The 12,406-nt window shown below is 40.6% G+C and carries 10 protein-coding genes; 7 read left to right on the forward strand and 3 right to left on the reverse strand.

The genetic code is table 11. The annotated features are described in order from the left end of the window. Nucleotides 1-3: 3 nt before the first annotated feature. Nucleotides 4-1,404, forward strand: a complete 1,401-nt coding sequence (gene leuC / locus H5088_RS11380; RefSeq protein WP_182682468.1) for a 3-isopropylmalate dehydratase large subunit — start codon at nucleotides 4-6, stop codon at nucleotides 1,402-1,404. Then, complete coding sequence (leuD, locus tag H5088_RS11385) at nucleotides 1,404-2,003, forward strand: 3-isopropylmalate dehydratase small subunit (protein ID WP_002961095.1); 600 nt, start codon at nucleotides 1,404-1,406, stop codon at nucleotides 2,001-2,003. Before leuC ends, leuD begins: the two co-directional genes overlap by 1 nt. 93 nt (nucleotides 2,004-2,096) lie before the next feature. Here the strand turns inward: leuD and H5088_RS11390 are convergent, their stop codons facing one another. Beyond that, nucleotides 2,097-3,596 (reverse strand): DUF3360 family protein, encoded by a 1,500-nt coding sequence (locus H5088_RS11390; RefSeq protein WP_182752892.1) that lies wholly within the window; start codon nucleotides 3,594-3,596, stop codon nucleotides 2,097-2,099. A 416-nt stretch (nucleotides 3,597-4,012) separates the two neighbouring features. On the opposite strand from H5088_RS11390, the gene H5088_RS11395 reads away from it, so the two are divergent. Next, nucleotides 4,013-4,999, forward strand: coding sequence for a hypothetical protein (locus H5088_RS11395; protein ID WP_182752893.1), 987 nt, complete (start codon nucleotides 4,013-4,015; stop codon nucleotides 4,997-4,999). Nucleotides 5,000-5,086: 87 nt separating this feature from the next. On the opposite strand, the gene H5088_RS11400 is transcribed toward H5088_RS11395, so the two are convergent. Next, the gene (locus H5088_RS11400) at nucleotides 5,087-6,712 is read right to left on the reverse strand and encodes an endonuclease (RefSeq protein ID WP_182752894.1); all 1,626 of its coding nucleotides are present in this window, start codon (nucleotides 6,710-6,712) and stop codon (nucleotides 5,087-5,089) included. Between the two features lie 303 nt (nucleotides 6,713-7,015). Here H5088_RS11400 and H5088_RS11405 point away from each other — a divergent pair, with 303 nt between their 5' ends. The 4 genes from H5088_RS11405 (at nucleotide 7,016) to H5088_RS11420 (ending at nucleotide 12,064) form a co-directional block, all read left to right on the forward strand. Further along, nucleotides 7,016-8,830 carry an assimilatory sulfite reductase (NADPH) flavoprotein subunit gene (locus tag H5088_RS11405; RefSeq protein ID WP_138489932.1) on the forward strand — a complete coding sequence of 605 codons (1,815 nt, stop codon included), beginning with the start codon at nucleotides 7,016-7,018 and terminating at the stop codon, nucleotides 8,828-8,830. A gap of 61 nt (nucleotides 8,831-8,891) precedes the next feature. After that, a complete protein-coding gene (gene cysI / locus H5088_RS11410; protein ID WP_182752895.1) occupies nucleotides 8,892-10,589 on the forward strand; it encodes an assimilatory sulfite reductase (NADPH) hemoprotein subunit in 1,698 nt (565 codons plus the stop codon). Between the two features lie 43 nt (nucleotides 10,590-10,632). Beyond that, a complete protein-coding gene (locus H5088_RS11415; protein ID WP_002961106.1) occupies nucleotides 10,633-11,373 on the forward strand; it encodes a phosphoadenylyl-sulfate reductase in 741 nt (246 codons plus the stop codon). A gap of 142 nt (nucleotides 11,374-11,515) precedes the next feature. After that, nucleotides 11,516-12,064, forward strand: coding sequence for a DUF4124 domain-containing protein (locus H5088_RS11420; protein ID WP_182752896.1), 549 nt, complete (start codon nucleotides 11,516-11,518; stop codon nucleotides 12,062-12,064). On the opposite strand, the gene H5088_RS11425 is transcribed toward H5088_RS11420, so the two are convergent. After that, entirely contained in the window at nucleotides 12,065-12,319 is a 255-nt protein-coding gene (locus H5088_RS11425; RefSeq protein WP_182752897.1) for a hypothetical protein, read from the reverse strand. Between the last annotated feature and the right edge of the window lie 87 nt (nucleotides 12,320-12,406).

Below are 12,406 nucleotides of genomic sequence, written 5' to 3' on the forward strand. Positions count from 1 at the left end.
CAAGTGGCCCAAACGTTATACGACAAAATTTGGCAAGCACATACCGTTGCCAGCATAAATGAGCAAACCGACTTACTTTATATTGACCGCCATTTAGTGCATGAAGTTACTTCTCCGCAGGCTTTTGCAGGTCTACGTGAAAAAAACCGTACTGTACGTTGCCCAGAAAAAACCTTTGCAACGATGGATCATAACGTATCGACTAAGAGCCGATCACTTGATGCCGCAAGCGAAGTATCTAAAAACCAATTAATGGCGCTTGATAAAAACTGTAAAGAGTTTGGTATTGTACTTTACGATTTAAACTCAATTAACCAAGGCATTGTGCACGTAATGGGCCCAGAGCAAGGTATTACTTTGCCAGGCACAACCATTGTATGTGGCGATAGCCATACTTCTACGCATGGTGCGTTTGGCGCATTAGCGCATGGTATTGGTACGTCTGAGGTTGAGCACGTATTAGCAACGCAAACGCTACAGCAAAAAAAGGCGAAATCGTTAAAAATTCAAATTAACGGTGTATTGCGTCCAACAGTTACGGCTAAAGATTTAATTATGGCGGTAATTGGCAAGTTAGGTACTGCTGGTGGCACAGGCTATGTAGCAGAGTTTTGTGGTGCAGGCATTGAAGCGCTTTCAATGGAAGCCCGTATGACGCTATGTAATATGAGCATAGAAATGGGTGCAAAAGCGGGTTTAATTGCATCTGACCAAATTACTTATGATTATTTAAAAGGTCGTCCGTTTGCACCTAAAGGCGCAGATTTTGATGCAGCCGTTGAATATTGGGAAACCTTAAAAACAGACGAAGGCGCACACTTTGATTTAGTTGTTGAGCTAAATGCTGACGACATTCAGCCACAAATTACCTGGGGCACAAGCCCAGAGCAAGTAATTGGTGTTGATGAGTGCATACCCGATCCAGATAAAGAGCCAGATTTAATTAAAGCCGATGCCATTCGCAGCGCACTTAAATACATGGGCTTAAAAGCGGGCGATAAATTATCAAGCGCAAAAGTAGACACGGTATTTATTGGCTCATGTACTAATAGCCGTATTGAAGACTTACGCGCAGCTGCAAAAATTGTTGAAGGCAAGCAAGTTGTAGCCGGCATAGAGGCGTTAATTGTACCGGGCTCTGGCTTAGTTAAAAAACAAGCTGAAGACGAAGGCTTAGCCGATATTTTTAAAGCTGCAGGCTTTGAATGGCGCGAACCAGGTTGTTCTATGTGTTTAGCGATGAACGATGACCGCCTAGAAGCAGGCAAGCGTTGTGCATCTACTTCTAATCGTAACTTTGAAGGTCGTCAAGGTCGTGGCGGGCGTACCCATTTAGTTAGCCCTGCAATGGCTGCAGCCGCTGCAATACATGGTCACTTTGTTGATATTAGAGGAGAAGCATAATGAGCGTATTTTTTAGTGGCTTAATGGCTCCACTTGATAAAAACAATGTAGATACTGACCAAATTATTCCTAAGCAGTTTTTAACATCAACTAGCCGCGAAGGTTTTGATGCTGCCTTGTTTTATGATTGGCGTTACCTAGATAACGGTGAGCCAAACCCTGACTTTATTTTAAATCGCCCATGCTACCAAGGCGCGCAAATATTATTAACGCGCGACAACTTTGGTTGTGGCTCATCTCGCGAGCACGCGCCATGGGCACTTAAGCAATATGGTTTTGAAGTTATTTTAGCTGAAAGCTTTGCAGATATTTTCTTTAATAACTGTGGTAACAACCAAATGTTAGCCATTGCGTTACCTGCCGACACGCTTGAGCAATTGTTTGTACTTAGCGAGCAGCACGACGATATTAACATTGAAATCGACCTTGAAAATCAAACACTAACAAGCAGTAAGTTTGCGCCAATTAGTTTTGATATTCGCAAAGACGTAAAAGAGCGCCTATTAAGTGGCTTAGATTTTATTGGTGTAACCGAAACACTAAACCCACAGATTGATGCGTTTGAAAAACAACTAGCAGCTGAGCGCCCTTGGCAGTAATTGTTTAACTTGTATATAGTAAATTCACGTATTAAAAAGCACGGCAATTGCCGTGCTTTTTTGTGGGTAAATATTAGGTTCAGTACCTAAGGCTTAATGTCTAAAGTCAGCCATTAACGCAGGTATACCAGGTAACATGCCTACAATTGCCATTACAGTGGTAAGTAGCACAAACATAATAAGTGGGATCACCCAGCGGCTCATTTTAGTTAGCTCAGCGCTACGTTCTTTACAGCCAATAAGCCCTAGGTTATCAAGTAGCATAGTAAGCGACCAACCAAAAGCCGGGTTAACCAAGGTTGAGGCAAACACCACAATAGCGGCTGATTGCGTTGTTTTGCCTTCGCGCGTCATTTCCATGCCAGCTTCAAGTAGCGGAATAAACACACCTACAATAAGCGCTACACAAAGCACAGGTTGCCAAATGGCTAAATCCATTGGGTAACCCCATAAACCAGCAATAATACAAAATAAGGCTGTTAAAATGGCGCCAGCCGGAATAGGGCGTTTAGCAATAGCAGCAGGTACAATGTAGGTTCCCCACGATGAGGTGAAGTTAGCACCACCGGCAAGTGAGCCAAATGTTTGTCTAACCGATGCGCTCAGCATGGTGTCGTCGATATTCATTTGTACTTTTTCAGTACGTTGCGGATAGCTTATTTTTTGAAATACTTGATGACCTAAAAAATCTGGTGACCACATAGCAACGGCGAGCACTGCAAATGGTAGTACAACCACAAAGCTTTCAAGCGTTGGCAGGCCAAGCATCCAACCCGTGTTTTCGCCCCACCAGTAAGCTGGGTTCATATTTGGTAAACCGGGAGCTGTATGAAACTCAAACGGTGCACCTAAAGCAAAGGCAACCACGCCACCAATAAGGCAGCTTAATGGCACGGCTAACCAGCGCTTTTTAAAGTGCTCTAACAGTGCATACAATAAAATGGTGGCTAAAATAACAATAAACGCAATATGCGTCATATCAATGGCCTCAGCCCAGGCAAACAGCTTTTTAACCTGCGAAATAGTACCAATAAAACCTAAATAAATGAGTAGCCCGCCACATACACCTTTACTGGTTAGGCGCGCGAGCATACTTCCTCCCTTGGTTATGGCCAAAATAAAACCAAAGGCACCAATGAGTAAGCCAAACGCCATAGGGTGACCGCCAGCAGCAACTACAATAGGAATTAACGGAATAAGCGGGCCGTGAGTACCGGCTAAGTTGGCCGTGGGTAAAATAAAGCCTGAAAATAAAATGATAAAAATAGAAACAATGAGTAATTCATAACGTACATTTTCTAAAACAAACGCATCACTTAAACCAAGAGGTGCTGCAAATGTTGCCGCAATAGCACCCACCATAACGACTTTACCAATAGTTCCCGCCATTGCAGGAATGGTGTCTTCAAATTCAAATCGGTAATCTCTAAATGGTAAATTAGGACGCCAGCGCTTAGGCTGCATAATTTGTAATTCATGTTCGAGATACTCGTCGCGAGTATTAAACTCTGAACTCGGCTTGTGAAGCTGCTCGTAGCTTTGAGCATCCTTGTGCGTGTTTGATGGTGCATCACCGGGTGGTGTAGTTTGCATGCGTTCTCCTGCAACATTGTTGCTTAATCAAATAAATACGGCTTTTGTTAAAGCAAATGAATATTGAACATGCAGGGTAGATCAGCTTTTAGGCTGCTATGTATAGGCAAAAGGTCGTGCATGGTTGTTTTTAATACAGTTAATCTGACAATCAGCTTTACGTTAAAAATTATAAAACTACACAAAATGATTTAAAATTACTATAAATCAATGGCTTGTTTTTATTTTTAAAGAATTTGATCACTGTTTATAGCGGGAAATAGTGTTAATGGCAGGTTATTATCCTTTAGTCTTAGTGGCTGTGAAAGCCGTTTTATTTCAAGCTATTTGCTTGCAGGAGCCGTTAATATTGTTTTATTTGTGGTGGAATAATACTTCTGTTACTTTCTGATTGTTAATAACAATAAAGAATAGACATGCAACTCAACTCCCCTAAATCAATTGGTATTTTACTTGGTACGCTTTACGGCATATTTATGCGGCTGTTTATAGAGCTACTTGATACTTATAATTTAAGTAGCCTAGTCTCTATATCATTTATGTTTTTAGTGCCCGTTGCAATTGGTTATATTCGTGTTCACTTTGAATTTAAGAGCTCAAAAACATTAACTAAAAGGCAAATGGTCACGATTGCTTGGCAGCCTATTTTTGTTTTTTTATTTGTAAGTGTAATTACTTTACTTGAAGGCAGTATTTGCGTGGCTATGGCTTTGCCTGCTTTTATGTTTTTTGCCAGCATTGGTGGATTACTTGCGGGTTTTGTTAGAAAGCGTGAAATAAAAAAAGCGAATAGTTCTTTATTATCAATCGCGTTGTTACCTATATTGCTCTCACCTATTGAAGTTAATTTTTTAAATTTATCAAAAACATACGAAGTAACAAATTCAATAACTATTAACGCGCCCATCAATGTTGTGTGGCAACAGTTAGCTAATGTGAGTGATATAAAACCACAGGAAGTGCCTTTTTCACTCACTCAATTAATTGGTGTACCAAAGCCATTAAAGGCAAGTATGAATGCAAGCGGTATAGGCGCTGTTCGCACAAGTATTTGGCAAAAAGGGGTTATATTTAAAGAAGTTATTACGGACTGGCAACCAAATAAACAGATGCTTTATAGATTTGACATAGACCCAGATGCTATTCCCGATGACGCACTCGATAAACACGTAAAACTTGGCGGTGAATACTTTTCTCCACTTTACGGTGGTTATCAGCTAAGTGAAGATAAAAGCGGCAATACAATTTTAACTTTAAAAACGACCGTGCAAGACAATACAAATTTTGGTATTTATTCACGAATATGGGGAGAGGTGATATTTCAAGATTTTCATCATTCACTTTTAACGTTGATGAAAAACAGAGCTGAAAAGTCACTTATCGCAACTGTTTCTTATAATTAGCTTAAAGCATTGTGTTTATAAAAATATTACACACTAAAGGTTAAAAGCCTCTGCAATTGCAAAGGCTTATGTTTTAACTGCTAACTTTTACCAAATCATTTCTACAAATTCAGGATGGTCGATATACGGGTTACGATTACCTTGAAATTCAAAGGCTGCTTGGTTACGGTCAAGTTCCATTTGGCTTACAGGATCGCTGTTATGCCAGTTAAGCAGCATGGCTACAACCCAGTTCTCGAATACTTGGTTGCTTGAACCATTAAGCACTGCATTACTTGAGGTCGTTTTGGTTTGCCAAGTGCCTATTACATTTTCGTAGCGCGTTGCCATGTAAAAATAAGCGCGAGCAAAGTCACCTTTAAATTCGTCAATTGGCTCAAATACAGTACCTGAGTAATTTAATGAACTTGCGGCAGAACCTAATTTACTTCCGTTAGTTGATGTAAATGAAGCGCTTGCTACTTCACCAAATGGGAAATTACTACGTTTTGAGTTTACATAACCGTCGGTTGCGTAAATATGATGCACATCTGAGTTCATTGGCTCAATAGTGCCGCCAAACCAGCTTTTAGGAAATGAATGCTCACGGTTGTAACAGCCGCCTTCTCCACTATAGTTACCACATTGGTCACTCACCGCAGTATAATTGTAGCTATCTGAGCCGTTTGGTTTCTCGCTATACATATCTAAAATGCTGTTATCGTTTTCAAAGTATTTATCACGTGCAGATGAGTCGTAAAAATTCCAAATAGCTGAGTAACCCTGTGCATTATGATCTTTAATAATATTATAAAGCTCAGTTTTTAGTGCATAACCTGATAACCCTTGAGCAGTAACATAGTAGCCAGTGGGTGTCGGGTTGGTCCCGCCGCCATCACCAGAGCCACTACCTAAAGTAAATGCCGTGCTGTCTGTATTATTAAAACTTGCACCGTTAGCAAGTGTGGTAGAGCCTTGCTTAAGCGCATAACTGCCACTACCTGTTGAACAACACATACCATCGCCGTAACTGTCGCTAATAACAAGTGTGTAAGTACCATCAGTTAGGCATATTTGCTCATCATACTGAGTGTTTGATGCGTAACCACTGCCGTTAGCAACAGCGCTACCTTGATTGTTATTAACGGCCCAGCTAGTTTCGCTACCGTAATTATCGGTGTTAAGCGTTAAGGTAAGGCTATTGTCGGTGCAACTTGTTGATGCGTTGCCATCAGTATTTGGTAAAAAGTTATCTACGTATACGGTTTCGCTGCCATCAAATCCACTTACATCGTAAAACCTAAGCCCAACACTAATTGTTTTATCACTGCTTGCTGTATAGCTATGGCTAATTGTTTGCCATTGGTTAGTTTGTGCTTGATTTGAATAGCCTTGATAGCCATCTACATATAAGCGCGCTTTAATTTTACCTTCGGTGTGGTAAACATCAGCCGAAAAGTTATAGGTTTTACCAGCTTCTACAGCAACCTGTTGTAGTAAATCAGTGTTACTTTGCGATCCTGTTGTTACATTGACAGCAGCAGAGCTACTACCGCTTTTAACTGTACTAGTTGAGCGCGTTAAGCTGATTCCGCTATCAATAGTGCTCCAAGAGCTAGGTGTATTACCTGACCATTGTTCAAATCCGCCATTAGCTACATTGGCCATTACAGGTAATGAGCCAAGTAACAAAGCGGTACTAAGTAGATTATTTTTATATTTCCCGTGTAACATAGTTGTTCCTATTTTTATTTTGAATGAAGAATATACCCTACATTAGTTAGGTTACAAAATTGTTAATTTAAAGTGCAGTAAAAAGCAATAACAAGTCTTTAATCTGTTTTTGAAGGTATTTTTATAAATTAATAACTAAATGGAATATCAAAGCAGATTCTATTCTTTTTTTATCTATGCTGAGCCCGTTATCCTACTAACTTAGAAAACCTCAACAGATACGCTCTGGATGAGGTAAAACTCATTTTTAACAATACACAAAGTGTGTTGTGTTTAATTTTCAGGGTTATGGGGAATCGATTCATGTTGTTAGGTCAACTAAATGCTGCGGCAAGCCCGCTATCGCAAGATCAAGTACAAAAGCTGCAAGGTTTAGTGGCTGAACTTAATCCAATTCAACAAGCGTGGGTAAGTGGTTACTTAGCTGCAAATGCTAATTCGGCTGCGTTAGGTGCTCCTACGGCAGGCGTACCAGCTGCGGGTGATGCAGCAGCGCTAACTATTTTATATGGTTCGCAAACAGGTAACGCAAAAGGTGTAGCTACCAAAATGAAAGAGCAGGCTGAGTCGCGAGGCTTAGCAGTTAAGCTTGTTAGCATGTCAGATTACAAACCAACAGCCCTGAAAAAAGAAAAGTTTTTAACTATCGTTGTATCTACTTACGGCGAAGGTGAGCCACCAGAAGACGCAGAAACACTCCACGAATTTTTAGCCACTAAAAAAGCGCCAAAACTAGACGATGTAAAAATAGCGGTTATTGGCTTAGGTGATTCTAGCTATGAGTTTTTCTGCCAGACAGCAAAAGATTTTGAAGAGCGTTTAAATAAACTCGGTGCACAAACTATCTATCAACGTGCTGATTTAGATGTAGATTACGAAGATGAAGCCGCTACGTGGATCGCCGGTGCAGTTGATGCATTTGAACCTGATTTAAAAGCGCAGCAAGAGGCCGCTGGTGGTCAAGTTGTATCAATGCCATTTGGCGCTCCTACCTCTGCAGCAAGCCAATATACAAAACAAAATCCATTTGAAGCAGAGCTATTAACTGTTCAAAAAATTACCGGTCGCGACTCGACTAAAGATGTACGCCACGTTGAAATTTCGCTTGAAGGTTCTGACATTACTTACACGCCAGGTGATTCATTAGGTGTGTACTTTTTAAATGACGATGTATTAGTTGATGAAGTACTTACACTTACTCAAATAGATGCAACAAGCATTGTAAAAGTAGGTGATGAAGAGCTAAGCGTACGCGATGCACTTATTGAAAAACTAGAGCTGACTCAGTCGTACCCAGGTTTTGTAGAAAAATACGCAACAGCAACAGGTACGCCTGAATTATTAAAGCTTGTAGAAGATAAAGCTGCAATGCGTGCGTATATTGAACCTCGCCAAATATTTGATGTGATTCGCCAAAATCCAGCAAAGATTGATGCGCAAACATTAGTAGATTGCCTACGTAAACTACAAGCTCGTTTGTACTCAATTGCATCTAGCCAAGCTGAGGTTGAAGACGAAGTACACTTAACACTAGGTCTAGTGCAGTTTGATGCATTTGATAGCGAGCATTTAGGTGGCTGTACTGGTTACTTAACTCGTCGTGCAGAAGAAGGTTGTAAAGTTAAAGTATTTAGCGAACACAACGACAATTTCCGCCTACCAACTAATGATGATACACCGGTGATTATGGTTGGTCCTGGTACGGGTATTGCGCCGTTCCGTGCATTTTTACAAGAGCGTGATTCGCGTGAAGCGCAAGGCAAAAACTGGTTGTTCTTTGGTAACCCACATTTCACTCAAGACTTTTTATACCAAGTAGAAATACAGGGTTATTTAAAATCGGGTTTACTTAACAAAGTAGATGTTGCATTTAGCCGTGACCAAGCAGAAAAAGTATACGTACAAGACAAATTACGCAGTAACAGTAAAGACGTGTTTGAGTGGTTAGAAGCCGGCGCTCACTTTTATATTTGTGGCGATGCAAATCGCATGGCAAAAGATGTACACAACGCCTTGGTTGATATCGTTAAAGAAAACACAGGCAAGAGCAATGAAGACGCAGAGCAATATTTAAAAGATTTGCGTAGCGCAAACCGCTATCAGAAAGACGTGTATTAATCACGTTTCTTATTTTATTTAACAGCTAGCAGCCGTCACTGTAACAAATTTAGGATTTAAAATGAGCGAACAAGATAAAAACGTAAAACTTTCTGATAACGAACGTTTGAAAAGAGAAAGTAACTTTTTACGTGGCACCATAGAAAAAGATTTAAAAGATGAAATTACTGGTGGTTTTACTGCCGACAACTTTCAGTTAATACGTTTTCATGGCATGTACCAACAAGATGACCGCGATATACGTGGTGAGCGTGCTAAGCAAAAGCTAGAGCCGCTACATAATGTAATGTTACGTGCACGTGTGCCTGGCGGTATTATTAAGCCAGAGCAGTGGTTAGCAATTGATAAGTTTGCTGATGAAAAAACAAGCTACGGCAGCATTCGTCTAACTACGCGTCAAACGTTTCAGTTTCATGGTGTATTAAAGCCGAATATTAAAGGCATGCACCAAATGCTTAACAGCGTAGGTATAGACTCTATTGCAACTGCGGGCGATGTTAACCGTAACGTGCTTTGTACTACTAACCCTGTTGAGTCTGAGTTACACCAAGAAGCTTACGACTGGGCTGCAAAAATTTCTGAACATTTATTACCAAAAACGAAAGCGTATGCTGAAATTTGGCTAAATGGCGAAAAGGCAGAAACCACAGAAGAGCCAATTTTAGGATCTAACTACTTACCGCGTAAATTTAAAACAACGGTAACCATTCCGCCTAATAACGAAGTTGATGTGCATGCGAATGACTTAAACTTTGTGGCAATTGCTGATAACGGAAAGCTTATTGGCTTTAACGTACTTGTTGGTGGTGGCCTTGCCATGACTCACGGCGATACAGCAACTTATCCGCGTAAGGCTGATGACTTTGGCTTTATTGCGCTCGAAGATACCTTAAAAATTGCAGAGCATGTTGTATCTGTGCAGCGCGATTGGGGTAATCGTTCAAACCGTAAAAATGCAAAAACTAAATACACATTAGACCGTGTTGGCGTTGATGTATTTAAAGCAGAAGTAGAAAAACGCTCAGGTGTTACGTTTGCACCAAGCCGCCCATTTGAGTTTACTCACCGTGGCGATCGTATTGGTTGGGTTGAAGGCATTGATGGTAAGCACCACTTAACACTATTTATTCAAAGTGGTCGTATTTTAGACTATCCAGGCAAGCCGCTTAAAACAGGTTGTCGTAAAATCGCAGAAGTTCACCAAGGTGACATGCGTATGACGGCAAACCAAAACTTAATTATTGCTGGCGTACCTGCAGATCAAAAAGCCGTGATTGAAGAAATTGCACGTAGCCATGGCCTGATTGACGACAAAGATTCGCAGCAGCGTAAAAATTCTATGGCGTGTGTTTCACTGCCAACGTGCCCACTTGCAATGGCCGAAGCAGAGCGTTACTTACCAAGCCTAGTAGAAAAAACTGAAGCATTACTTGCTAAGCACGGTATACCAGATGACAGCATTATTATGCGCGTTGTAGGTTGCCCTAACGGTTGTGGCCGCGCAATGCTTGCAGAAGCTGGTTTAGTGGGTAAAGGGCCAGGTAAGTACAACGTTTACCTAGGTGGTAATTTAGAAGGCACACGTATTCCTAAATTGTACCTTGAGAACGTAGGCGAAGACGTTTACCTAGAAGCATTCGATAAGCTCATTGGGCAATGGGCAAAAGAGCGTAACGAAGGTGAGTGTTTTGGTGACTTTGTTATACGCAAAGGCATAGTTGCTGAAGTAAAAGTATCAGTAACCGATTTTCACGCTTAATTAAATACCAGCGCCAAAGCGCTGGTGAGGTTTGGAATTTACCATGAGTGAATTTAAAAACATTTTACAGCTAGATAAACAAAGCCAAGCGGCTATGTTAGCTGATGCTAATGGTTTGCTAGCGAATATGAGCGCAGAACAGCGTGTTGCATGGGCGCTTGATAACTTGCCTAATACGGCTTTTTTATCATCTAGCTTTGGTATTCAAGCGGCAGTAATGCTGCATTTAATGACCTCACAACGTCCAGATATTCCCGTTGTATTAACCGATACAGGCTATTTATTTCCTGAAACGTATCAGTTTATTGAACAAATGAGTGAGCGTTTATCACTTAACTTAAAGGTGTATAGAGCGCAGCTAAGCCCTGCATGGCAAGAAGCTAAGTTTGGTAAGTTGTGGGAGCAAGGCGAGGACGGCATTAAGCAATATAACCAGCTTAATAAAGTTGAGCCGATGACCCGCGCACTTAAAGAAATAGAAGCGGGCACGTGGTTTAGTGGTCTGCGCCGCGATCAATCATCTACACGTGCTGATAAACAGTTTGTAGAAATTAGCCGTGGTACCGTTAAAGTGTACCCGATTATTGAATGGTCTAACCGCGACGTGTATCAGTATCTTACTAAGCACGATTTACCTTACCACCCATTATGGGAGCAAGGTTATGTGTCGATGGGTGACGTACATACAACACGTAAGTTAGAACCAGGAATGACTGAGGAAGAAACCCGCTTTTTTGGTTTAAACCGAGAATGTGGACTACACATGGATGGTGACGGTATTTAACGCCACTACAGTGTAGTTAAATTGCAAATAAAAACGCAGCTTCGGCTGCGTTTTTATTTTTTATTAGGGTACAAAGAATTGCCTAATTAAGTATTTTTTATTAGACTCAAGGCATTAAAGGATTAATTAAAGCAGGAACGCTATGAAATACTTTACCTACTTAGCTATATCAATCATGGCTATTGCAGTCATCTCTTTGTTTTATTTAAAAAAGCCCGATGGTAAAACATGGCTTTCTGCATCATCAATTAGCAGTGAATCTCAGCAAATTAAAGAAAAAATGGTCGCGCTATCTAGCAATACTTTGGACCAAGCAGTGCAGGGCGTTAAGCAAGCTGGCGATAAAATTGCGAGCAGTATTTCTGATGAACCAATGCCTGAAAGTACCACCTCAAGCAGCAAAATTTTTAAGTGGCAAGATGAAACAGGCCAATGGCACTTTTCTGATACACCTAACCCGCATGCAAAAAGTATTGAAGTAAAACTCGATCCTAAAGACATTACTGTTATTGCTGCAGAAGACACGTCTATTTTAAATACCTCTCCAAGTACAAATACAATGTCGGCTGCACCAGAGGGGATCAGTATTCTGAACCCAGACTCTGTTAAAAAGCTATTTAATGACGCCGAAAATGTAAAAGACAAACTAGAAAAACGTAATAAAGAAATTAATAATTTAAGTGCACTCTAATTATTTAGAGTGAGTGCTTTTATGGTTTTTTAAATAACGTTTTTCGGCTTCCATCAATAATACTGTTAAATATATTTTAGTGGGAAGCGACAGCAGCACGCCTACAGCAATGCATGCCGCCGCTGTAATTATTCCTTTAATACCATGCTCGACAGTAAAGTAGTTCGACACAATTAAAGTATGGCCAGTCACGATAAGGCTCAACCCAAGCATTATTGATGTTTTAAGCAGCCTAATTATCATTGTTTGCGACATAGTTACCTCAGTAGGCACGCTTTAAATGCTTAGCATTGATTTAAGACAACAAACAACACATATAAAAAAGCCCAGCTTATTACTAAG

Source organism: Pseudoalteromonas sp. SR43-3, from assembly GCF_014163875.1.
GTDB classification, from domain to species: Bacteria; Pseudomonadota; Gammaproteobacteria; order Enterobacterales; family Alteromonadaceae; genus Pseudoalteromonas; species Pseudoalteromonas distincta.